The 22,544-nt window shown below is 70.6% G+C and carries 25 protein-coding genes; 18 read left to right on the forward strand and 7 right to left on the reverse strand.

Annotated features, from left to right (window positions below; genetic code table 11):
- Nucleotides 1-86: 86 nt before the first annotated feature.
- Complete coding sequence (locus ACXKZF_RS02975) at nt 87-1,157, forward strand: PIG-L family deacetylase (RefSeq protein ID WP_243222770.1); 1,071 nt, start codon at nt 87-89, stop codon at nt 1,155-1,157.
- A gap of 111 nt (nt 1,158-1,268) precedes the next feature.
- On the opposite strand, the gene ACXKZF_RS02980 is transcribed toward ACXKZF_RS02975, so the two are convergent.
- Together ACXKZF_RS02980 and ACXKZF_RS02985 are read right to left on the reverse strand one after the other, a co-directional pair.
- Nucleotides 1,269-1,688 carry an organic hydroperoxide resistance protein gene (locus ACXKZF_RS02980; protein WP_055959174.1) on the reverse strand — a complete coding sequence of 140 codons (420 nt, stop codon included), beginning with the start codon at nt 1,686-1,688 and terminating at the stop codon, nt 1,269-1,271.
- A 37-nt stretch (nt 1,689-1,725) separates the two neighbouring features.
- Nucleotides 1,726-2,205 (reverse strand): MarR family winged helix-turn-helix transcriptional regulator, encoded by a 480-nt coding sequence (locus ACXKZF_RS02985; RefSeq protein WP_488985332.1) that lies wholly within the window; start codon nt 2,203-2,205, stop codon nt 1,726-1,728.
- 109 nt (nt 2,206-2,314) lie between these two features.
- On the opposite strand from ACXKZF_RS02985, the gene ACXKZF_RS02990 reads away from it, so the two are divergent.
- Complete coding sequence (locus ACXKZF_RS02990) at nt 2,315-2,449, forward strand: hypothetical protein (protein ID WP_268774796.1); 135 nt, start codon at nt 2,315-2,317, stop codon at nt 2,447-2,449.
- Nucleotides 2,450-2,486: 37 nt separating this feature from the next.
- Here ACXKZF_RS02990 and ACXKZF_RS02995 read toward each other — a convergent pair whose 3' ends face one another.
- Entirely contained in the window at nt 2,487-3,791 is a 1,305-nt protein-coding gene (locus tag ACXKZF_RS02995; RefSeq protein ID WP_488985333.1) for a hemolysin family protein, read from the reverse strand.
- Between the two features lie 165 nt (nt 3,792-3,956).
- Nucleotides 3,957-4,496, reverse strand: a complete 540-nt coding sequence (locus ACXKZF_RS03000; RefSeq protein WP_488985334.1) for a PepSY domain-containing protein — start codon at nt 4,494-4,496, stop codon at nt 3,957-3,959.
- 143 nt (nt 4,497-4,639) lie between these two features.
- Here ACXKZF_RS03000 and ACXKZF_RS03005 point away from each other — a divergent pair, with 143 nt between their 5' ends.
- From ACXKZF_RS03005 to glmM, 5 genes are all read left to right on the forward strand, one after another.
- On the forward strand, nt 4,640-5,476 hold the full coding sequence (locus ACXKZF_RS03005) for an alpha/beta fold hydrolase (RefSeq protein WP_488985335.1): 837 nt from the start codon (nt 4,640-4,642) through the stop codon (nt 5,474-5,476).
- 203 nt (nt 5,477-5,679) lie between these two features.
- Nucleotides 5,680-6,432 (forward strand): CPBP family intramembrane glutamic endopeptidase, encoded by a 753-nt coding sequence (locus ACXKZF_RS03010; RefSeq protein ID WP_488985336.1) that lies wholly within the window; start codon nt 5,680-5,682, stop codon nt 6,430-6,432.
- A 186-nt stretch (nt 6,433-6,618) separates the two neighbouring features.
- Nucleotides 6,619-7,065 carry a 50S ribosomal protein L13 gene (rplM, locus tag ACXKZF_RS03015; RefSeq protein WP_055959156.1) on the forward strand — a complete coding sequence of 149 codons (447 nt, stop codon included), beginning with the start codon at nt 6,619-6,621 and terminating at the stop codon, nt 7,063-7,065.
- Nucleotides 7,066-7,089: 24 nt separating this feature from the next.
- The gene (gene rpsI / locus ACXKZF_RS03020) at nt 7,090-7,560 is read left to right on the forward strand and encodes a 30S ribosomal protein S9 (RefSeq protein ID WP_243222766.1); all 471 of its coding nucleotides are present in this window, start codon (nt 7,090-7,092) and stop codon (nt 7,558-7,560) included.
- 14 nt (nt 7,561-7,574) lie between these two features.
- On the forward strand, nt 7,575-8,930 hold the full coding sequence (glmM, locus tag ACXKZF_RS03025; RefSeq protein ID WP_488985337.1) for a phosphoglucosamine mutase: 1,356 nt from the start codon (nt 7,575-7,577) through the stop codon (nt 8,928-8,930).
- 109 nt (nt 8,931-9,039) lie between these two features.
- Here glmM and ACXKZF_RS03030 read toward each other — a convergent pair whose 3' ends face one another.
- Nucleotides 9,040-9,969 carry a Ppx/GppA phosphatase family protein gene (locus ACXKZF_RS03030; protein WP_055959147.1) on the reverse strand — a complete coding sequence of 310 codons (930 nt, stop codon included), beginning with the start codon at nt 9,967-9,969 and terminating at the stop codon, nt 9,040-9,042.
- Nucleotides 9,970-10,060: 91 nt separating this feature from the next.
- Here ACXKZF_RS03030 and coaA point away from each other — a divergent pair, with 91 nt between their 5' ends.
- The 5 genes from coaA (at nt 10,061) to tsaE (ending at nt 15,373) form a co-directional block, all read left to right on the forward strand.
- Complete coding sequence (gene coaA, locus ACXKZF_RS03035; RefSeq protein ID WP_055959144.1) at nt 10,061-11,023, forward strand: type I pantothenate kinase; 963 nt, start codon at nt 10,061-10,063, stop codon at nt 11,021-11,023.
- A gap of 78 nt (nt 11,024-11,101) precedes the next feature.
- Complete coding sequence (glmS, locus tag ACXKZF_RS03040; RefSeq protein WP_488985338.1) at nt 11,102-12,952, forward strand: glutamine--fructose-6-phosphate transaminase (isomerizing); 1,851 nt, start codon at nt 11,102-11,104, stop codon at nt 12,950-12,952.
- A gap of 344 nt (nt 12,953-13,296) precedes the next feature.
- Nucleotides 13,297-13,755 (forward strand): holo-ACP synthase, encoded by a 459-nt coding sequence (locus ACXKZF_RS03045; protein WP_055959139.1) that lies wholly within the window; start codon nt 13,297-13,299, stop codon nt 13,753-13,755.
- A complete protein-coding gene (gene alr / locus ACXKZF_RS03050) occupies nt 13,752-14,873 on the forward strand; it encodes an alanine racemase (RefSeq protein ID WP_488985339.1) in 1,122 nt (373 codons plus the stop codon). The genes ACXKZF_RS03045 and alr overlap by 4 nt, the downstream gene beginning before the upstream one ends.
- Nucleotides 14,870-15,373, forward strand: a complete 504-nt coding sequence (tsaE, locus tag ACXKZF_RS03055; RefSeq protein WP_488985340.1) for a tRNA (adenosine(37)-N6)-threonylcarbamoyltransferase complex ATPase subunit type 1 TsaE — start codon at nt 14,870-14,872, stop codon at nt 15,371-15,373. Before alr ends, tsaE begins: the two co-directional genes overlap by 4 nt.
- Nucleotides 15,374-15,389: 16 nt before the next feature.
- Here tsaE and ACXKZF_RS03060 read toward each other — a convergent pair whose 3' ends face one another.
- On the reverse strand, nt 15,390-16,322 hold the full coding sequence (locus ACXKZF_RS03060; RefSeq protein ID WP_488985341.1) for an alpha/beta fold hydrolase: 933 nt from the start codon (nt 16,320-16,322) through the stop codon (nt 15,390-15,392).
- A gap of 76 nt (nt 16,323-16,398) precedes the next feature.
- On the opposite strand from ACXKZF_RS03060, the gene tsaB reads away from it, so the two are divergent.
- Genes tsaB through ACXKZF_RS03080 form a run of 4 tightly spaced genes read left to right on the forward strand, consistent with a single transcriptional unit; the run spans nt 16,399 to nt 19,188 of the window.
- Nucleotides 16,399-17,031 (forward strand): tRNA (adenosine(37)-N6)-threonylcarbamoyltransferase complex dimerization subunit type 1 TsaB, encoded by a 633-nt coding sequence (tsaB, locus tag ACXKZF_RS03065; protein ID WP_488985342.1) that lies wholly within the window; start codon nt 16,399-16,401, stop codon nt 17,029-17,031.
- Complete coding sequence (rimI, locus tag ACXKZF_RS03070; protein WP_488985343.1) at nt 17,031-17,528, forward strand: ribosomal protein S18-alanine N-acetyltransferase; 498 nt, start codon at nt 17,031-17,033, stop codon at nt 17,526-17,528. Before tsaB ends, rimI begins: the two co-directional genes overlap by 1 nt.
- Nucleotides 17,528-18,646, forward strand: coding sequence for a tRNA (adenosine(37)-N6)-threonylcarbamoyltransferase complex transferase subunit TsaD (tsaD, locus tag ACXKZF_RS03075; RefSeq protein ID WP_488985344.1), 1,119 nt, complete (start codon nt 17,528-17,530; stop codon nt 18,644-18,646). Before rimI ends, tsaD begins: the two co-directional genes overlap by 1 nt.
- Complete coding sequence (locus ACXKZF_RS03080) at nt 18,643-19,188, forward strand: hypothetical protein (RefSeq protein ID WP_488985345.1); 546 nt, start codon at nt 18,643-18,645, stop codon at nt 19,186-19,188. Before tsaD ends, ACXKZF_RS03080 begins: the two co-directional genes overlap by 4 nt.
- A 67-nt stretch (nt 19,189-19,255) precedes the next feature.
- Here the strand turns inward: ACXKZF_RS03080 and ACXKZF_RS03085 are convergent, their stop codons facing one another.
- The gene (locus tag ACXKZF_RS03085; RefSeq protein WP_488985346.1) at nt 19,256-20,443 is read right to left on the reverse strand and encodes a THUMP-like domain-containing protein; all 1,188 of its coding nucleotides are present in this window, start codon (nt 20,441-20,443) and stop codon (nt 19,256-19,258) included.
- A 317-nt stretch (nt 20,444-20,760) separates the two neighbouring features.
- Between ACXKZF_RS03085 and ACXKZF_RS03090 the strand changes: the two genes are divergently transcribed.
- The gene (locus tag ACXKZF_RS03090) at nt 20,761-21,624 is read left to right on the forward strand and encodes a hypothetical protein (protein WP_488985347.1); all 864 of its coding nucleotides are present in this window, start codon (nt 20,761-20,763) and stop codon (nt 21,622-21,624) included.
- A gap of 29 nt (nt 21,625-21,653) precedes the next feature.
- Entirely contained in the window at nt 21,654-22,505 is an 852-nt protein-coding gene (locus tag ACXKZF_RS03095; protein WP_243222755.1) for a hypothetical protein, read from the forward strand.
- Nucleotides 22,506-22,544 lie beyond the last annotated feature (39 nt).

Below are 22,544 nucleotides of genomic sequence, written 5' to 3' on the forward strand. Positions count from 1 at the left end.
TCGAGCGCGATAGCGTCGAAGGGCGCCCACGGGCGCGACGTACCCGAAATCCGTCGCCGGGGGGCGCATCACAGGACGGAGTCGCCGTGAGTGACATCGACGAGCCTTCGCATGGCGACGGTGCCGATGCGGAGGGTGCTGAACGGCGGCGTCGCGTCATCAGTCGCCGCGCCCTGGTCTTCGGGGGGATCGCCGTGGGAGGACTCGCCGCACTGGGCGGGGGCGCGCTGGTGTACCGCGACATCCGCCGGTCCGCCGGTCCGGAGGGCGCGTGGGTGAAGCTCGCCCCGATCGTCCCGTCGCCGGGCGCACCGCCGCGCGAGACGTCACCCGCGTTCGAGGAACCGGGAGAGGACACCACCGTCGCCGTGTGGGCGCACGCCGACGACGACATCATCTTCGCGAACCCCCACCTCGCGGGAGTGATCGCATCGGGGGCCACCCTGCGCACCATCTTCGTCACAGCCGGGGACGCGGGGCGCGGGCTCGCGTACGCGCGGCAGCGGGAGGCCGGCATCCGCGCGGCCTACGACCTCATGCGCGGCAGCACGGCGGCGTGGGACACACGGGAGATCACCCTGCTGAGCGGGGCCCGTGCGACCCGGTTCGTTCCCGTCGACGACGCCCGTCTGTCCATCACCATGCTGCGTCTGCCCGACGGCAACCTCAGCGCCAAAGGATTCCCCAGTACGGGTGATGCGGGCCTGACGCAGCTCATCAACGGCACCGTGCCGGTGCTCCGTCCGATCGATGACGGTCCGGCTGTCGACGCGAGCCGCTTGGCCGACACCGTCGCCGAGCTGATCCGAGCAGGACGCCCCGATCACGTGACGACCAACATCCCGCACGAGAGCGTGTTCGCCCGCGGAGACCACCCCGATCATTCCTGCGTGGGCTCGCTGGTGCGAGCGGTCGCACCCGCCGTCGAGGTGCCGGCCGATGCCATCACCTACTACATCGGATATCCGTCTCAGCACCAGCCGGTGAATGTCGAAGGCGATGTGCTGGCCGCCAAGGTGGACGTGTACCAGACGTACGCCGCGGAGGACTCCGTCGTCACGTGCGAGAACGCGTCCGCGTGCCTGTCGCAGCCCGGTTTCGGCCAGTGGCTGCGTCGCTCGTACGGCAAGGCCGAGGGCGAGTTGCAGCTGCGCTGATCGGGGGCGGACGCAGCGACGCCGCCCGCAGAGCGGACGGCGTCGGGGTGATGCGACCGGGACGGGATGCGATACGTGGGCTCAGCACCCCGCCCCGGTGTCGAGGGGAGGTCAGTCCTCGGAGACCGTGACGGTGACCTCGATGTTGCCGCGTGTGGCGTTGGAGTAGGGGCAGACCTGGTGGGCTTCATCGGCGAGCTGCTGGGCGAGCTCGGCGTCGATGCCCGGGAGGACCACCTCGAGCAGCACGGCGAGCTGGTAGCCGCCCTGACCGTTGGAACCGATCTGCACGCGTCCGCCGACCGAGGAGTCCTCGAGCGTGACCTTGTGGCCGCGGGCCACCGCGTGCAGAGCACCGTGGAAGCACGCGGCGTATCCGGCGGCGAAGAGCTGCTCGGGATTGGTGCCCTGACCCGAGCCGCCCATCTCCTTCGGGGGAGCGACCTCGAGGTCGATGTAGCTGCCGGCGGTGACGTGGCCGGTGCGGCCGTGGCCCGTCGAGACGGCTTCGGCGGTGTAGAGGGCTTCCATGGGGTGTCCTTTCGAAGGGTGGTTGGGGGAGGGGCGCTCACGCCGGGGGGCGCGGAGCGCCCACGGAGGCGAGCACCGCGTCAGGGTGATCGCGGAGATCTTTCATCGCATCGGTGAGACGGTGCAACGCATCGATGAGTTCGCTCGCGTCGTCGGCGTCGGTGAAGCCGGCGCCGACAGCGATACACCGCGGCACGTGCGCGAGTTCGTCACGCAGCGCTGCACCGCGTTCGGTGAGGGTGACGGTGACGACGCGCTCGTCGCGGGAACCACGGGTGCGCGTGACGTAGCCCGCGGCTTCCATGCGCGCGAGCATCGGCGACAGGGTGCCGGAGTCCAGCTGCAGGGCTTCACCCAAGCTCTTCACCGTCTGCTCGCCGTCGGCCCACAGGGTCACCAGGGCGATGTACTGCGGGTAGGTGAGATCGAAGGGCTCCAGAAGCACGCGATACGCCTGGGTCGTCGAGCGGTTGGCGGCGTACAGCGCGAAACACACGAGGGCGTCGACGGCGGGCATAGACAGAGCATTGCACACAATCTAGTTGTGCACAATCTTTCTCGAACCGCGCTCATCGTCCGCTGTCAAGCCCTGCCGCGTCGTTGCGGCGCGCGTGAGCATGGGTCGCATGATCAGCAGCCGTGATGCGGATGCCGCGCCGTCCCCGGGTCTTCCCGCCGCCGCGGACGCCGATCTCCTCGCCATCAACGGACGTCATTTCGCGATCGGCGACACCGCGCCGCTCGGACGAGGCAACGCCTGATCGCACGCTCCACCTGGCTGCCGCGACCGGGTCCGCGTCAGTCGCGCTCCGCACGCTCGTCGGCGGCGTCGGATTCGTCGAGGGGATGCCGCGTGACCAGCAACTCCGCGACGCGTCTGCGCTCCACGCCGCTCACCTGCAACGTCGCACCGTCGACCTCGACGGTGTCGCCGGCCCGAGCGAGGCGCCCCAGCCGCTCCACGACGAACCCCCCGACCGTATCTGCCGCGCCGCGCGGCAGGCTCACCCCCGTCGCCTCCTCGAAGTCCTGCAGGTTGAGGCGACCTTCGACGACGCCGTGCTCGCCCTCGGCGAGAGGCTGTTCGGCGTCGGTGTCGTACTCGTCGAAGATCTCGCCCACCACTTCCTCGACCAGATCCTCGAGCGTGACGATGCCGTCGGTGCCGCCGTACTCGTCGACGACCACCGCGATGTGGCTCCCGTCGGCGCGCATCGCCGTGAGCGTCGGCAGGACCCGGGCGGTCGACGGGATGTAGCGGATCTCGCGCATGACAGCGCTGAGCGGACGCTCGGTGTCGTCGGAGAGATCGCGCACGTGGACGAACCCCACGACATCGTCGATGGACTGCTCCGCGACCGGGTAACGCGAATACGGCAGATCCCGCACCGTCTCCCGGGCTTCGGCGATGGTGCCTCCGGCATCCAGGGTCACCACCTCGGGCCGTGGACGCATGACCTCGCTCACGTGACGGTCGCGCAGCGACAGCACGTCGTCGAGGATGCGGCGCTCGTCGGCCGGCAGACCCTCGTGGCTGGAGACGATGTCACGGAGCTCCTCCTCGGTGAGCTCCTCGCCGGTCTTGTTCGGGTCTCCGCCGAGCAGGCGCACGAGCACGTTGGTCGAGAGCGACAGCAACCAGATCACCGGCCGCATGAGCTTCGCGAACCCGTTCAGCACCGGGGCGACCGTGTATGCGAAGGCCGCGTTGCGCTGGATGGCCAGGCGCTTGGGCACGAGTTCGCCGAGCACGAGCGACAGGTAGGCGATCACGAGGGTGAGGGCGATCGTCGACACCGTCGCCGCCATGCCCGGCTCCAGACCCAGGTTCTCGAACAGCGGTGCGACCGAGGGGGCGAGGGATGACGCCCCGTATGCGGCCGAGGCGAACCCCGCCACCGTCACGCCGATCTGCACCGCAGACAGGAACGTATTGGGGTTGCGCGCCAGATCGGCGACCTTCTGCCCCCGTTTCCCACGGGCGGCGAGGGCGTTCACCTGGCTCTCGCGCAGGGTCACCAGTGCCATCTCGGTCGCGGCGAACACGCCGCCGATGAGCACGAACACGATGACGAGCACGATGTTGAGGGCGAGGTCGCTCATGGGTGGATCGCCCCCGCTCGGGGGGAGGCTGCGCCCGGGGTCACCCGGGCGCGCGGACTATGACCGACGGAGTCGCAGGCGTGGCGCATGGCGCGAGTGTAGTGAGACGGGGGGCGTCGCGGTCCGGTCGGACCGGAGGGGTTGCGTCCCCGCGGCGCCTCTGCCTCAGAGGACTGCCCCGTCGGATGCCGAGATGCGCACCGTCGCCCCGTCGCGCATCTCCACCTTCCAGACCCACGCACCCCCGTCGTCGTCGAGCTGGACCTCGTCGAGGCGTTCGCCGCCCGGGTTCTGCGTCGCGGCGATCCGCACCGCGTCGGCGAGCGTCGTCACGGCCGCGTCCAGCGCGGCACGTTCCTCGGCGTCGATGTCGTCGTCGTCCCGCGAGGACTGCACGCTCGTCCCCTCGGATGCCACGCGCACCTCGACCTCGCGCTCGCCCACGGCGACGTGCACCTCCCAGGTGTCGTCGTCGCCGCGTTCCAGCTCGAACGCGCGACCGCCCGCGCTCGACTCGGCGGTGGTGATGGCGGTCACAGCGGTCCTGCCATCGTCGTCGACGGAGGTCGCACCGGATGCCCCGCTCCCGGGCGCGCCCGATGCTGCGGGGACGGGGTCGCCCCCGGATGCGGGGGCGCAGGCGCTGAGGGTCAGCGCGCCGGCGACGATGAGCAGGGCGATACCGGGGATGCGGGTCGGAGCCATGCCGGAAGGCTAACGACGCCGAGCGGGTGGCCCCGAGCCGTTGCATCCGCGCTCGCCCTGTGCGAGAGGCGGGTCGTTACCAATCCGAAACATCCCCGTCAAGCAGGGGCCCGTGTTCAGGTACGAGCCGAAGCATTGCGGCCATGAGCGAGATCACCGCACACCACGGACTTCTGACCGACATCGACCTTCACGTCGACGACACCGGCGGCACCGGCCGACCGATCGTCCTCATCCATGGCTGGCCCCTCTCGGGCGAGTCCTGGGCCCACCAGGTCCCCGCGATCGAGGCGGCCGGGTACCGCGTCGTCACCTACGACCGCCGAGGATTCGGTCGCAGCGACAAGCCCCGCACCGGATACGACTACGACACCTTCTCCGACGACCTGCAGGCCGTGATCGAGACCCTCGATCTGCGCGACGTCACCCTCGTGGGCTTCTCGATGGGCGGCGGCGAAGTGGCCCGCTACATCACGCGCCACGGTGCCGACCGCATCCACAGCGTCGTGTTCGCCTCCGCCGTGCCCCCCTACCTGGCCAAGACGGACGACAACCCCGAGGGTCCGCTCGACGATGAGACCGCCGATGGCATGAAGCAGGGCCTCAAGGACGACGAGAAGGCGTTCTACCACCAGTTCACGACCGACTTCTTCTCGGTCGACGGCACCCTCGTCGTCTCCGAGGCCGATCGTGCCGAGGCCGAGCGCCTCGCGAACCAGGCCGACCATCACGCTGCGCTGAAGTCGATGGAGGCGTTCGCCACCACCGATTTCCGCGACGACCTGCCGAACGTCACCGTCCCCACCCTCGTCATCCACGGCGACAGCGATGCGACCGTCCCCTTCGAGGGCTCGGGTAAGCGCACGCACGAGGCGATCGCCGGCAGCGAACTGCACGTCGTCACCGGCGCGCCCCACGGCGTGAATGTCAGCCACGTCGACGAATTCAACCGGGTCGTCATCGACTTCCTTCAGCGCTGATCCGCGGCGCGCGCGTTCGCACTCTCGCCCGCATCCGCGGTGAACGCGTTCGCTCCGGTCCTGCCCCGTCGCCTTCGGGCGGCGGGGCATCGTCGTGCCGGGCCAAGACCGTGAGCGGTCGGGGTGAAAACGGTGGTGAAGCCTGCGGTGCGCGCGCCGTACGACGCCCCATCAGGGCGTACCGGCGTCCTACCCTGACCCGCATGTCCTCGCTCGACGCCTCCGCCGTTCGTCATCGGGGGCGCCGCCGACGTCGCCGGTGGGGGGAGGGCGGCTCGAGCATCGCCCGGTGGGATGTCGAGATGCTCGGGTGGGCCGTCTGCGCGGTCGGGGTGGCGGCGATCGGGGCCCACGCGGCGCCCCTGCTGTTCCCGGTCGAAACGGCCGTCGGCGGGACGCAGGGGATCATCTGGACCGCGATGGCCGTGCCCGTCGCCCTGGCCTTCGCGCGTTCGCGCCCGAGGGGTCTGCTGCGCTTCCGGGCCATCGACCTCGTGTACGGCGTCGTCTTCGGCATCCTGCTCCGACTCGTACAGGGCGCCGTCGCCGGCATCGGGGGCGGCGCCCCCGGTTGGCCGTCGACGTTCTCGACCGATAGAGGGCTTCCGCCGGGGTTCACCCTCGACGCGATCGCCGGATCGCTGGTGACCCCGACGATCGAGGAGTCGCTCTTCCGAGCGGTCGTCCTGGTCAGCACCTTCGCTGTTCTCCGGCGCCGCGCCGGCGGCGTCGCCGCGGGCATCGCCGCAGTGGCGGTGTCGACGGCTCTCTTCGTCGCCGCGCACGAACTGACGGCGCCGCGCGGGCCGTCGGATCTCGCTGCCCTGACGCTGCTCGGCGTCGTCGCGGGAGCGTTCATGATCGGGACGGGGCGCATCTGGCCGGCGGTGGCCGTGCACGTCGTCTTCAACGCGTCCGGCTTCGCCCTGGTCGCCGCGGGCACGCTCCTCGCCTGACGGCGGCGGCATTTGGTCGTGGCATCCGGATGCCGTAGTCTTGCTCTTTGGTGCCCGCCTCTCTGCGAGCGGGTTGCCCGAACGTGAGCCCTCCACCGGCCCTGGTTGCGTCGTCATCGACGAGGCAACGGACCACCGGAGCGGGATTCACGAACTCCTCCGTTCGAACAAGAAAGCAGCACTACTGTGACGCGCACTTTCACCCCCAAGGCCGCTGAGGTCACGCGCGAGTGGGTCGTTATCGACGCCGCCGACGTCGTCCTCGGCCGTCTCGCCTCGCACGCGGCGGTCCTCCTCCGCGGCAAGCACAAGGCGACCTTCGCCAACCACATCGACTCCGGCGACTTCGTCATCGTGATCAACGCCGAAAAGGTGGCGCTCACGGGTCAGAAGCTCCAGAAGAAGAAGGCCTACCGCCACTCGGGTTACCCGGGCGGCCTCAAGTCGGTCACGTACGAGGAACTCCTCGACAAGAACCCCGTCCGCGCGGTCGAGAAGGCCATCCGCGGCATGCTGCCCAAGAACAGCCTCGGCGCGGCGCAGCTCAAGAAGCTCAAGGTGTACCGCGGCGCCGAGCACCCCCACGGTGCCCAGCAGCCCACGGCATACACCTTCGACCAGGTCGCCCAGTAAGCGCCGCCGGATAAGGACGAAACAGTGTCGAACATCGACCCCAGCAACTACAGCACCGAAACGCCGGCCGAGCAGTCGACCGTCGCCGCCGAGCGCCCCGTGCTCTCGGTCCCCGGCGCAGCCGTCGGCCGTCGCAAGCAGGCCATCGCCCGCGTGCGCCTCATCCCCGGTTCGGGCACGATCACGGTCAACGGCCGCACGATCGAGGACTACTTCCCGAACAAGCTGCACCAGCAGCTGATCAACGATCCGTTCACGGTTCTCGAGCTCGCGGGCTCGTACGACGTGATCGCGCGCATCTCCGGTGGAGGCCCCTCGGGTCAGGCCGGCGCGCTGCGTCTCGGAATCGCCCGTTCGCTGAACGGCATCGACGAAGAGAACAACCGCCCCACCCTGAAGAAGGCCGGCTTCCTCTCGCGTGACGCTCGCGTCAAGGAGCGCAAGAAGGCCGGTCTCAAGAAGGCCCGCAAGGCGCCCCAGTACTCCAAGCGCTGAGTTCGACGATCCGGATGCCTCTTTTCGGCACGGACGGGGTGCGGGGGCTGGCCAACGGCCTGCTCACCGCCGAACTCGCGCTGCACCTGGCCCAGGCGACTGCTGTCGTCCTGGGCCAGGGCCGTTCTGCGGAGGCGCGCAAGGCCGAAGGCCGCCGCCTCACCGCCGTCGTCGCGCGCGACCCGCGCGTCTCGGGGGAGTTCCTCGCGGCGGCGGTCTCGGCGGGACTCGCGTCGTCGGGCGTCGACGTGCTCGATGCGGGGGTCATCCCCACGCCCGCCCTGGCCTTCCTCATCGCCGACCACGACGCCGACTTCGGTGTGATGGTGTCGGCGTCGCACAACCCCGCTCCCGACAACGGCATCAAGATCTTCGCCCGAGGCGGTAAGAAGCTGCCCGACATCGTCGAGCAGCGCATCGAGCTCGCCCTCGAGTGGGACCGCCTGCAGCCCACGGGCGCGGGTGTCGGTCGCATCCGGCGTTTCGCCGACGCCGAAGACCGGTACGTGCTTCACCTGCTGGCCTCGCTGCCGCACCGCCTCGACGGCATCCACGTCGTGCTCGACTGTGCGCACGGTGCCGCCGCCGGCGTGTCGCCCGAGACCTTCAAGGACGCGGGCGCGATCGTCACCGTCATCGGCGCCGAGCCCGACGGGCTCAACATCAACGACGGCGTGGGCTCGACGCACCTCGACGTGCTCGCCGAAGCCGTCGTGCGTCTCGGAGCAGATGTCGGCATCGCCCACGACGGTGACGCCGACCGCTGCCTCGCCGTCGACGCGCAGGGCAACGTGGTCGACGGCGATCAGATCATGGCGATCCTCGCGGTGGCGATGAAGGAGCGCGGCGCGCTCGTCGACGACACCCTCGTCGCCACGGTCATGAGCAATCTCGGGCTGCACCGCGCGATGGCCGACCACGGCATCCGCGTCCTGCAGACCGGCGTCGGCGACCGCTACGTGCTCGAGGCCATGAACGAGGGGGGCTACTCCCTGGGCGGGGAGCAGTCGGGCCACGTCATCATGAGCGACTTCGCCACCACCGGCGACGGTCTGCTGACGGGGTTGCATATCGTGGCCGAGATGGCCCGGCAGGGCAAGACCCTCGCCGAACTCGCGTCGCTGATGACGGTGTACCCGCAGGTACTCGTCAATGTTCGCGGCGTCGACCGCGACGGCGTGACCGACGAGGGCGTTCAGGAGGCGGTGGCCGCCTCGATCGCCGACCTCGGCGACTCCGGCCGTGTGCTGCTGCGCGCGTCCGGCACCGAGCCGCTCGTGCGCGTGATGGTGGAGGCGGCGAGCGAAGAGGTAGCCCGCGCCCACGCGGATCGTCTGGCCGACGTCGTTCGGGAGCGTCTCGCGCTCTGACGCGACACCTGCTCGCCCAGGTCGGGCGGATGCTCGGCTCGCTGACCTCGGGCGACTCCTCGCGCGCCCCGCGCCGGGCGAGCATACGACCGGAGGCAGCGGGGAGGGGTCAGTACTCCAGCGACTCGATGTAGCGCAGGAGGACTCCCTCGCGCAGTGCCCAGGGGGAGACCTCGAGCTCCTCGACGTCGAGCGCTTTCATCGCCCGCTCCACGACCACGGCCGCGGCGACGATCTGGAACGTGCGGTCGGCGGTGATTCCGGGGAGCGCTTCACGCGCCTCGGCGGGGATGCGGGCCAGTCGCGGGATCCAGTCCTTCAGTTCCCGGCGCGGCAGCACCATGCGGTCGATGCCCGACCATCCCGGCACCGGGTAGCCCGCGAGCTTGGCGAGCGAGCGGATCGCCTTCGACGACCCCACCACGTGGTCTGGCCGGGGGAGCGCGGCGAAGCGCGCGGCCACCGGCGCGAGGACGGCCATCGCGTGCTGGCGCAGCGCGTCGATCTCGTCGGCGCTGGGCGGATCGTGCGGCAGGAATTGCACCGTCGAGCGTCCGGCGCCCAGCGGCACCGATTCGGCGAGGTCGGGCAGCTCGTCTCCGCCGCCGGCGATCTCGAGGGAGCCGCCGCCGATGTCGAACAGCAGGATCTGCCCCGCCGACCAGCCGAACCACCGCCGCACCGCCAGGTAGGTGAAACGCGCTTCCGTCTCGCCGCCGAGGACCTGGAGCGGTTGGCCGAGGACGTCTTCGATCTGCGCGATGACCGCCTCGCCGTTGGTCGCCTCGCGCACGGCCGAGGTCGCCGTCGCGAGGAGTTCATCCACCCCCTCGGCGCGCGCGTGCGCGCACGCCGCGGCCACGGCATCCACGAGTCCGGTCACGCCCTCGGGCGAGATGGAGCCGTCCGGCTGCAGGTAGCGCATGAGGCGCAGCACCGAGCGGTGGGAGGTGGTGGCCGTCGGCCGGCCCCCCGCGCGGGCGTTGGCGACGAGCAGGTGGACGGTGTTCGAACCGATGTCGAGGACTCCCAGGCGCACGCTCCGAGCGTAGTGGCGCCGACCCCGCCTCCCGGTGCCCGTAGTGGGGCCGCGCGGGAGCCAGCCGGGAGAGCGCGATCGCGCCGGTAGCATGGGGCGGGTGTCCGCCGCCGAGACCGACGCTCCCGCGCCGTCGCTGAGCCCCTACCGTCAGATCGACCGCGACGACTGGTCGCGCTTGGCCGGCGGACTCCCGCAGCCGCTGACCGAGAACGAGATCGTGCAGCTGCGCGGGATCGGTGACCGCCTCGACCCTCGCGAGGTCGCCGAGGTGTACCTGCCCCTCAGCCGGCTGCTGAGCCTCTACGCACGCGCGACGCGCCGACTGGGTGCCGACACGAGCGAGTTCCTCGGCGAACCGGATGCCACGACCCCGTTCGTCATCGGCGTCGCCGGGTCCGTGGCGGTCGGCAAATCGACCATCGCCCGCCTGCTGCGCGAACTCATGAGCCGCTGGCCCGACACCCCCCGGGTGGAGCTGGTCACCACGGACGGCTTCCTCTATCCGAACGCCGAGCTCGAACGCCGCGGACTCATGGATCGCAAGGGTTTCCCCGAGTCGTACGACCGGCGGGCGCTGGTGCAGTTCCTCAGCGAGGTGAAGTCGGGCGCCGAAGAGGCACGTGCACCCTTCTACTCGCACGTGCGGTACGACATCATGCCCGACGCCCACGTCACCGTGCACCGACCCGATGTCGTCATCGTCGAGGGGCTGAACGTGCTGCAGCCACCGCCATCGCCGAACGAGGTCGCCGTGAGCGACCTGTTCGACTTCTCGATCTACGTCGACGCCGACGCCGCCCACATCGAGAAGTGGTACGTCGAGCGGTTCCTCGCGTTGCGCGACAACGCGTTCACGAACCCCACGTCGTTCTTCCGCGTGTTCGCCGACATCAGCGACGAGGAGGCCGTGGAACGCGCCCTCGGTTACTGGCGCGAGATCAACCTCCCCAACCTCGAAGAGAACGTTCTACCGACGAGACACCGTGCGGGGCTCGTGCTGCAGAAGGGCGCCGACCACACGGTCGAGTCGGTGCTGTTGCGAAAGCTCTAGGGCCGCCTCTCGCCGCGCTGCGCGGCGCCGGGTGCGGTCGCAGGGGGCGCTCGGCATCGCCCCGTAGGATGGGGGCTCATGTGCGGAATCATCGGTTACGTGGGTCCTCGGCAGAGCCAGGACATCCTTCTCGCCGGACTGTCTCGGCTGGAATACCGGGGCTACGACTCCGCCGGCATCGCCGTGATCGACGGTGATGGCACCCTCGACATGCGCAAGCGCGCGGGAAAGCTCGCGGTGCTCCGTGACGACCTCGTGGCCACGCCCATGCCGAACGGCACCACCGGCATCGGCCACACGCGCTGGGCGACGCACGGCGGACCGACGGATGCCAATGCGCACCCGCACCTCGCCGACGACGACAAGCTCGCCGTCATCCACAACGGCATCATCGAGAACTTCGCCGAGCTCAAGAGCGAGATGGTCGGCGAGGGCTTCGCGTTCCGCAGCGAGACCGACACCGAGGTCGCCGCCGTCATGATCGGCCGCGAGTACGCCCGCACCAAGGACCTGGTGCAGGCGTTCCGTGCGGTCGTCTCGCGCCTCGAGGGCGCCTACACGCTCCTCGCCATGCATCAGGACCACCCGGGTCTCGTCGTGGGCGCGCGCCGCAACTCTCCGCTGGTCATCGGCCTCGGCGAGGGCGAGAACTTCCTCGGCTCCGACGTCGCCGCCTTCGTCGAGCACACCCGCAACGCCCTCGCGATCGGCCAGGACGAGATCGTGGCCATCACCCCCGAGGGTGTCGAGGTGACCGATTTCTCGGGCGCGCCGGTCGAGGTCGAGGCGTTCGAGGTCACGTGGGACGCCTCGGCGGCCGAGAAGGGCGGCTGGTCCTCGTTCATGGCGAAAGAGGTCTCGGAAGAGCCCGAAGCCGTCGCCAACACCCTGCGCGGCCGGATTCACGAGGGCCGGGTCGAGATCCCCGAGCTCGAGGGACTCGATGACTTCCTCGCCGACATCGACCGCATCCTCATCATCGCGTGCGGCACCGCCGCGTACGCCGGCATGGTCGGCAAGTACGCGCTCGAGACATGGACGCGCGTGCCCGTCGACGTCGAGCTCGCCCACGAGTTCCGTTACCGCGACCCGGTGCTCTCGGATCGCACGCTGGTCGTCTCGATCAGCCAGTCGGGCGAGACCATGGACACGCTCATGGCGGTGAAGTACGCCCGTTCGCGCGGGGCCAAGACGCTGTCGATCTGCAACACGCAGGGCGCGACCATTCCGCGCGAGTCGGACGCCATCGTCTACACCCACGCCGGTCCCGAAGTCGCCGTGGCCTCCACGAAGGCCTTCGTCGCGCAGATCACCGCGCTCTACCTGCTCGCGCTGCACGTGGGCCGCATCCGCGGCGCCGTCGACCCCGTCGCAGCCGTCGAGGCCGTCGCCGAGCTCGAGGCCGTACCGGGCAAGATCGCCCGCGTGCTCGAGAGCGAGCAGGCGCGCATCGAACAGCTCGCCCACTGGATGGCCGACACGCGCTCAGTCCTCTTCCTCGGCCGCAACGTCGGATACCCGATCGCGCTCGAGGGGGCGCTCAAGCTGAAAGAACTGGCGTACATCCACGCCGAAGGCTTCGCAGCCGGCGAACTCAAGCACGGGCCCATCGCCCTCATCGAGCCGGGCCAGCCCGTGTTCGTCGTGGTGCCGTCGCCGCGTGGCTCGGGCGAGATGCACAAGAAGGTCGTCTCGAACATCGAGGAGATCCGCGCGCGCGGTGCCCGCGTGATCGCGATCGCCGAAGAGGGCGACGTCGCCGTGCTCCCCGCCGCCGACGAGGTGCTGCGCATCCCCCTCGCCGCCCCCCTGTTCGAGCCGTTGCTGGCCGTCGTGCCCCTGCACATCTTCGCGATGGGCCTGGCCGAGGCCAAGGGTCTCGATGTCGACCAGCCGCGCAACCTGGCGAAGTCGGTGACGGTGGAATAAGCCGTCGTCTTCGGGGCCGGATGCCGTGGCATCCGGCCCCTTCGTCGTTTCCGGGGAGCGGGTGCGTGGGGCTCGGCGCTGGCGTCGGCGGCCTGGAGCTGGGGCGGGTCCCGGGTGCTGAGCCCGCGAGCGTGGGGCGGGATCCCGACCGGGGCGACACGACGCGGGAGATCTGCGCACGAGGGAGCTCGGCGGGGCGCCTTCACGACGGATGACGGGCAATTGTCCCGCGTTGTGCTCGGGCGGTGGCTCGAGGCCCCGCAGCCTGCGTCGGGCGGCAGGAGCGGCGGCCCGACGTCGGCCTGCACCGGCAGAATGGAGAGGATGCCACGAGGGGAGGGCACATGATCGTCGGAATCGGCGTCGACGTGGTCGACGTGCCGCGGTTCGCCGCGACCCTGGCGCGGACCCCACGACTTCTTCCGCGGCTGTTCGCCCCCGCCGAGCGCGTGCTCAAGCCCCGCTCGCTCGCCGCGCGGTACGCCGCGAAAGAGGCGCTGATCAAAGCGCTCGGCGGATCGGACGGGGTGCACTGGACCGACATCGAGGTCGCCTCCGAACCGTCGGGGCGCCCCATCTTCGCGCTGACCGGAGAGACCGCCGCCACCGTCGCCGGTCGGGGGATCACCGCCCTGCACCTGTCGATGTCGCACGACGCGGGACTCGCAACGGCGTACGTCATCGCCGAGGCAGCGTCCGGTGTACCCGCGCCGATGCGGGAGAACGCGGCGTCCGCCGTACCCGACACGGCGGCGGAGCCCTCGGCATCCGCCCCCGACACCGCCAGAGAGGACACCGCATGAGACTTCCGCGGGGAGTGCTGCGCGAAGCGCTCATCGACGTCGAAGCGATCACCGAGAACGTGCGGCACCTGCGCACGCTGACGGGCTCGCAGATCATCGCGGTGGTGAAGGCCGACGGCTACGGTCACGGTGCCCTCCGCACGGCCCTCGCAGCGCTCGAGGGCGGCGCGACGCGCATCGGCGTCTCCGACATCGACGAGGCGCTCGCGCTGCGACGAGCGGGCCTGCGCGCGCCGCTCTTCGCGTGGCTGCACGCGCCGGGGGCGTCGTTCGCCGAGGCCGCGCGGCACGACATCGAACTCGGCGTCTCCGATCTCGACCAGCTGCAGCGCGCCGGAGAGGCGTTCGCGGGTGGACGACCGGCGAGCGTCCACCTCAAGATCGAGACGGGACTGTCGCGCAACGGCATCGCCCCCGACCAGTGGCGGACCGTGTTCTCCGAGGCGGCGCGACTCGAACGCATCGGGCGCGTGCGGGTGATCGGGATCTTCTCGCACCTGTCCAACACCAGCCTCGACGACGATCGCGCGGCGCTCGCCCGCTTCGAAGAGGGCGTGGCGCTCGCCGCAGCCGCGGGACTGAACCCGCCGTTGCGGCACATCGCGGCGACGAACGCGGCGATCACCCTCCCCGAAGCACGGCTGGGGTGCGTGCGGATCGGAATCGGTCTGTACGGCGTCTCGCCCCTGGCCGACCGTACGGCCGCCGACCTGGGCCTGCGGCCGGCCATGACACTGCGCGGAGCAGTGGCCGCGGTGCGGCGCGTTCCCGCCGGCACCGGGGTGTCGTACGGCTACGACTACCGCACAGAGCGCGACACGACTCTCGTGCTCGTACCGCTGGGCTACGCCGACGGCGTTCCCCGTCAGGCGTCGGGACGCGGACCGGTGTCGATCGGCGGTCGCCGCTTCACGGTCGCCGGTCGCATCGCGATGGACCAGTTCGTCGTCGACGTCGGCGATCACCCGGTCGCGCTGGGCGACGAGGTCGTGCTCTTCGGCGATCCGACCCTGGGGGCGCCCTCGGCTCGTGACTGGGCGGATGCCGCCGGCACCATCGACTACGAGATCGTCACGCGCGTGGGTGCTCGCGTCCCCCGGCGGGAGGTCGACGCGTGAGCGTACCCGACGAGCTGCTGGGCACGCGCGAGATCGCAGAGCCCGCCGACATGCACGAACTGGGCCGCGCGATCGGCCGCGCTCTGGAGCCCGGTGACGTCGTCGTGCTCACCGGGCCCCTCGGCGCCGGCAAGACGACCCTGACGCGCGGGATCGGCGAGGGACTCGGCATCCGCGGTCCCGTTCAGAGCCCCACGTTCGTCATCGCCCGCACGCACCCCTCGCTGGTGGGCGGCACATCGCTGGTGCACGTGGACGCCTACCGGCTGGGAGCGGCGGTCGAGCTCGACGACCTCGACATCGACGTGGCGCATTCGGCCGTGATCGTGGAGTGGGGGCGAGGCGTCGCCGAACATCTGTCGGATGCGTGGTGGGAGATCGAGATCGACCGGCACCTCGGCGGTCGCGGCGTCGACAATGCGTGCGGTGAGATCGCCGTGCACACCGTCGAGCTCGACGTCGACGCGCCACGGACGGTGACGATCTCGCGTCGGCCCTGACCTGCCGACGGAACGATCAGCGCGTTCCGGTGCCCGCCGACTGCGACTGCGCCCGGGTGGATCGCCCCGGCGGACGGTCGACCGCCCAGACGTCTCGGAGTGCCCGTAGCGTCTCGGCGGGCTGCTCCACGTGGGCGAAGTGGCCGCTGTCGTCGAGCACGACGTCGTCGTAGTCGCGCAGCAACCGCCTCCAGGCGCGAGGGTCGCTCGCGGCGACGAAGACGTCGTGGCTGCCCCGCACCGACCGCACGGGGCACACGATGCGGCGCCAGACGCCATCGTCGTGCGTGCGCGAGACCCTCGCGGCCGCGAGGAACGCCGCCGGGCGGATCTCCGAGGCGAGGGCGTCGGTCAGGGAGCGGTCCACGCGGTCGGGATGCCGGAACAGCGGTCGTGCGAGGACGCGGAGCAGCCCGGTGCGCCGCAGCCCCCGCAGCAACGGACCCGAGACCGGCCCGATTGCGCGCAGCACCCGCATCGCCGCCACCATGCCGGCCAGCCACGGGAGGCGCACGGCACCCGAGAGCGGACGGCGGGTGACGGCCCGAGCGCCCGCTCCGCTCGGCGACACGACGCCGACGGCGACGGTCTCGCGGGGGAAGCGGGCGGCGATGTCGAGTGCGATGACTCCGCCGAGCGAGTGTCCGACCACCCGCCATCGCGGGTAGCCGAGGGCCCGCGCGACGGCCGCGATCGCGACGGCGAGCTCCGCCGGGTCGGGAACGGGGCCGGGCGTCTCGCCCCACCCCGGAAGGTCGACCGCGATCACATCGGATACACGTTTCGTGGACGCCGAGAGCATCGGCATCCACGTCGTCCAGGACCCTGCCGCCCCATGGAGCAGGACCGTCGCGACCGGACTACCCGAACCGCGACCCGCGTGGACGACGATGGGCCCTACGCCGGTGGGCACGACCACACGACGGAGGCCGAACTGGGGGGCATCCATGGTCCTTCTTCGGAGCGGACGGCGCGAACGGATGCCGCCACGGGGCGGTGTCGGAGGGGCCGGATACCCTGGAACCGTGATCATCGGCATCGACACCTCGCTCGGCACCGCCGTCGCGGCGATCGCCCGCGACGGGGAGGTGCTCGCCGACGAGCAGAGCGCGAATCCCCTCGGCCACGCGGAGGTGATCGGCGACCTGTTGCGGCGGGCGACGGCGGTCGTTCCCGCTCCGACGCACGTTGCGATCGGCATGGGACCGGGGCCGTTCACCGGACTGCGCGTCGGCATCGCCGCCGCGCGGGTGTACGCGCTCGGACGCGGCGTTCCGGTGGTCCCCGTGCCCAGCCACGACGCCGTCGCCCTCGGCGTGCTGTTGGCCGATGCCCTGACCGGCGTCGACACCCCCCGCTTCGCCGTCGTCACCGACGCCCGCCGTCGCGAGTTCGCGTACAGCGTCTACGACGGGATCGACGACGACGGACTCCCCGTGCGCATCATGGATGCCGCGCTCAGCCCCCGTGACGACCTCGACGAACGGTTGGCCGATCTCGGAGCCGTGCGGATCGAGACCACGAGGGTCTCGGCCGCGATGATCGCGCTCGCCGCCGCGCGCGCCCTCGACGCCGGCCGCACCCTCGCCGACGGGGAACCGCTGTACCTGCGCAGCCCCGACGTGGTCGCCGCACACGCACCGAAGCGGGTCAGCTGATGGTCACGCGTACCGCCACGGTCTCCGACCTCGACGCGATCATGGCGCTCGAGAACGCCTCGTTCCCGACCGACGCGTGGAGCGCGGCCATGATGCGAGAGGAGCTCGCCTCGCCGCACGGCTGGTACGTCGTCGTCGAAGAGGGGGAGCGCCTGGTCGGCTACGCGGGACTGCGCGCCGTGCGCGGGGCGCGAGATGCCGACGTGCAGACCATCGCCGTCTCAGCGAGGGCGCGAGGCCGCGGTCGCGGCCGGGCGCTGCTGGGTGAACTGCTCGGCGAGGCCGTGCGCCGCGATGTGCATCAGGTGTTCCTCGAGGTGCGGGCGGACAACCCCGTCGCGCAGGCGCTGTACGCCTCGGAGGGCTTCATCGAGGTGGGTCGCCGCCCGCGGTATTACCAGCCCGACGACGTCGACGCGATCGTCATGCAGCTCGATCTTCGGGGGTGGGCGGCCACCCGCTCCACCGCCACCACGACCGGAAAGGGGTGGTGCTGATGAACGCGCCCCTCGTGCTCGGCATCGAGACCAGCTGCGACGAGACCGGCATCGGCATCGTCCGCGGTCGGCAGCTGCTCAGCAACACCATCGCTTCGAGCATGGACGAACACGCCCGGTACGGCGGTGTGGTTCCCGAGGTCGCCGCCCGCGCGCACCTCGAGGCCCTGCAGCCCTCCATCGACGCCGCCCTCGCCGAGGCCGGGGTGACCCTCGGAGACCTCGATGCCGTCGCCGTCACCAGTGGGCCCGGGCTCGCCGGCGCCCTGATGGTCGGTGTCGGGGCGGCGAAGGGGCTCGCCGTCGCGCTCGACAAGCCGCTCTACGCCGTGAATCATCTCGTCGGGCACATCGCGGCCGACATCCTCGACGCCGATGCCGGCGAGCTCGAGTACCCCACGGTCGCTCTGCTGGTCAGCGGTGGACACACCTCGCTGCTGCTGGTGCGCGACCTCACGAGCGATGTCGAACTGCTCGGCGAGACGATGGACGATGCCGCCGGAGAGGCCTTCGACAAGGTCGCGCGGCTGCTGAAGCTGCCGTACCCCGGCGGACCCGAGATCGATCGCGCCGCAGCGACCGGGGATCCCACCGCGATCCGATTCCCCCGCGGGCTGTCGCGGGCCTCCGACATGGCATCCCACCGCTACGACTTCTCGTTCTCGGGGCTGAAGACGGCCGTCGCGCGCTGGGTGGAGCAGCACGAGGCCGCGGGCCGGCCCGTGCCGGTGGCCGATGTCGCGGCCTCCTTCCGCGAGGCCGTCGTCGACGTGCTCGTCACCAAGGCCCTCGACGCGTGCGCGCGCCACGGTGTTCCCCGTCTGCTCCTCGGCGGAGGCGTCATCGCCAACAGACGTCTGCGCGACGTCGCCCTCGAGCGTGCCGGCGCCGCCGGCGTCGCCGTGCGCATCCCGCCCCTGCGCCTGTGCACCGACAATGGTGCGATGATCGCCGCGCTCGCCGCCGAGCTCATCGCCTCGGGTCGGCGCCCCTCGACCCTCGCGTTCGGCGCGGACTCGACCTTGCCGGTGACCGAGATCCAGGTCGACGAGGATCCGGATGCCGAGTCCCCGGCGCCTCGGTTCGAGCGGGCGCGGCAGTCCGGAGCCGCGTCGTGACCGAGGTGCCGCCGCCGACGCGGCGCGGGCGCAAAGACACCCCGGCATCCGGTGATGACACGGCGGCGGGCGGGAGGGCCGAGGACTCCGCTCCGGCGGCGCCGGGGGCGGCATCGACCGCCGGCACGATCGCGGCCCCGGCCGGGGGCAGGGCGGTGCCGGCCACCGCGGCATCCGGGACGGCGGTGTCCGGCTCGTCGGTGCCACTGTTCGACGACGACCCCGAACGCCTGCCGACGGCCCAGCTCGAGATGGCCGCGTTCGGCGATCACCTCATCCCCTACGTGCCCCCGGTGCCGCCCGCGCCACCGTCCCTGGCGCCGTGGGCGCTCGCGCTGGCAACCCTCGCGCTGCTGGGATCCCTGTTCACGGGGTGGCTCCTGCCGCTGGGAGTGACCGGCGTCGTCCTCGCGATGCTGTCGCTCCGGCGGCCGCACGACAGTCGTCGGGCCGCCGTGTGGGCGTTGTGCCTCGCGGTGCTGTCGCTCGTCTTCAGTGTCGGCTGGCTCGTCTGGGGCTTCTCGCAGCTCGCCGTCGTCTGAGCGAGGGTCGTGGCGGTGCGTCGCCGGGCTCTGCCGCACGCCGCGGTGCCGGGGGGGAGACGCACTCTCACACGCGGTCGGCGAGTACAGCGAGGCGCTTGGACCCCACGCGCGTCACGATGAGCGTCGCCGATTCGTCTCCGCGCAGCGAGAGCTTCTTGCGCAGGATGGCGGGGTCGATGTCGACGCCGCGCTTCTTGATCTCCAGCGTCCCGATGCCCCGTGCGCGCAGGGCCTGCGCGAGCTTCTTCGCGTCCACCGGGAGCTGCTCGCGGACGCGGAACGTCGAGACGAACGGGCTGGTGAGCGCCGCATCCGAGGTCAGATAGGCGATGCCGTCCGAGACCATCCCCGCGTCGAGGGCGCGGGCGACCTCGCCGATGAGCCGGGCGCGGATCACCGCCCCATCCGGTTCGTGCACGAAGGCACCGAGGTCGCGCGCCTCGACGTCGGGACTGTCGGCGGGGGCGGTGAGCTCCCAGGCGTCATCGCCGCGCACCACGAGCGCCGCCCGCCGCACCCGCTCGCGTGACAGGGCGTCCGCCCACAGCACCAACTCGATCGTCGAGCCGTCGGCGCTGATCCACTGCGCTTCGACGTCGTCGGGGATCTGCGCGCGGTCGAAGCCCGGGCCGAGCTTCACGCCGCCCGGGGTGCGCCGCAGCACATCGAAGACCCATTCGAGCGACGGCGACCACTCCGCGGACGCCACCTGTCGCGTCTCCGCGTGGCCGGCGGTACGTCGTGCGGGGTCGAGCCACACGGCATCCGTTTCCGACAGATCGACGTCCTCCGCGCGTGCGTGGGCCACGGTCGCGGCCTCGCCGAAGGGCGCGAGGTTGTACGCGGCGATCGCTGCCGTCACCTCATCGGCGTCGACGGCGTGGACCCGGATGCCGAGACCGGCGAGGCCGAGCGCGTCGCCGCCGATTCCGCAGCCCAGGTCGGCGACGCTCGTCATCCCGGCGTCGCGGAACCGCCCCGCGTGACGTGCGGCGATCGACAGGCGCGTCGCCTGCTCGAGCCCCGCGCGGGTGAACAGCATCCGGTCGGCGAAAGGACCGAACTTCGCCGCCGCCCGCACCCGGAGACGGGCCTGCCCCACGACGGCGGCAACCAGGTCGGGGGAGTGACCGGCCGCCCTGAGCCGCGAGACGGCGCGCGCCGCGTCGTCGGTCGACGCGAGGGGTCCGGTGCCGTCGAGCAGGCGGAGGCCCTCGGGGGTGAGCAGGGCGGTGAGCTCGGCGGTGTCCACCGAACCAGCCTAGGCGCGCCGATCCACGCGCGCGGGGCGGCCGTGGTGGGGCCGGACCCTTCCACGGGGCTCGGGGTCGTGGCTCCTCGGAGGTGGCCGAGGCTCGCGCGGGCTCCGCGTCATGTTCCCCGGGGAGGTGGCCGGGCCCGTCGAGACCACGGGCCCGAGAAGCGGACACCCCTACGGTCCCCCTCCCCCTCCCCAGAAACCCCGGGGTCCCCCGTACCCGATACCGGGGAGGCCCCCGATGCCGGATACGCGGGCCGTTCTTACTCTCGAAGAACGAACAGTACTGCGGGCCGCGGCCCGAGAATGGGATGGAAGAAATGCCTACCACCGGCGATATCAACAACTCGCTCAACACGGCCGTCGCGGACTCGCTCAACGACACGAGCACCGTCAACGAAGACAACTCGGTGAACATCGACGCCGGTGCCACCGACTCGTTCAACACCGACAACTCGGTCACCGACGCCAGCGACACCACCATCGGCCTGGACGGCTCGTTCAACGAGGGCTCCTACAACGAGTCCAACGAGTGGACCGACTCGCTGAACACCGACAACTCCACCAACGACTCGGGCAACAGCCTCGAGTGGGCCGACGGCTCGTACAACACCGACAACTCCCACACCGACAACTCCGTCAACGCGGGTGTCCGCGAGTACAACACGGGCTTCGGCGCGTGGGGCGGCGCGTCGGCGGCCGACTCCGGCGCTGCGGGCGGCGGCCACACCGAGATCTGGAGCAGCTCCACGATCGTCGACCAGTCGGTCAACCAGAACGTCGCGGCCGACGGTGACGTCGACCAGTCGTTCGACAACTCCTCGGTCACCGCATCGGGTGAAGGCTCGATCGCAGCCGGCGGCAACGTCGACTGGGACTACTCGGTCGACGAGTCCAGCAACTTCAGCGCCGGCGGCGACATCAACATCGGCAACGAGACCACGATCACCACGATCACGGACTCGATGAACGAGTACAACCTGGACTACTCGTACACCGACAGCTCCACCGTCATCGACGTCACCGACTCGTTCAACGACTTCTCGGAGAACTACTCGGCCGACGGCTCGTTCAACACCTCTGAGGTGTTCGAGAGCGACACCGCGATCGACGTCGACATCACGGCGGTCGTGGACAGCTTCAACTCCGCCGACCTCAACCTGCCCCTGGCCTGAGCCACTTCGTAAAGTAAGGAACCAACATCATGGTGTGGAACATCGGTGACGTGAGCGACTCCGGCAACGCGGACTGGTCGAACGTCGGCAACAGCAACAGCACGACCAACACGAACAACAGCCAGAACCTGGCCGTCGACCTCGACACCGTCGGCAACGTCGACAACTCGGTGACCGACGAGTCGACCCAGGACTGGTCGTTCGTCGACTCCGGTAACGTCGACTCCAACAACCTCGACAACTCGTGGGACAACTCCGGCAACACGGACAACTCGACCAACAACTCGGGTAATTCCTACGAGATCGCGGTCGACTCGTACAACACGGACAACTCGGTGGAGGACAACTCCACCAACGCGGGTGTCCGCGAGTACAACACGGGCTTCTCCGGCTGGAGCGGTGCGGGTGGCGGCGGCAACGCCTCGATCTACAGCCAGTCGACCATCGTCGACCAGTCGGTCAACCAGAACGTCCTTGGTGGCGGAATCACCCAGGACTTCAGCAGCAGCGCCGTGACCGCCTCGGGTGAGGGCGCCGTGGCCGCCGGCGGCGACGTCTCGATCTCGCGCTCGCTGGACGCGTCGACCAACTTCGACGCCGAGGGCGACATCAACATCGACAACACCACCGAGATCACCACGTGGGACAACGTGGGCAACACGACCGACATCTCGGTCGAGCTCACGGACAACTCGCAGGACTGGTCAATCGACAACTCGTACAACGACGAGTCCGTCAACGTCGACCTGACCGACTCGTTCAACGACGACTTCAGCTCGACCGAGTCGCAGGACTGGACGATCAACGCCGACGTCATCTGGGGCTCCGGCAACTCCGAGGTCGTGGACGTGCAGCTCCCCGACGCCGATCTCGACGCCTGAGTCGCCATCCGTACCCACGGAAGCGTCTGAACGGTAGCC

This window comes from Microbacterium sp. ABR10 (assembly GCF_057812175.1).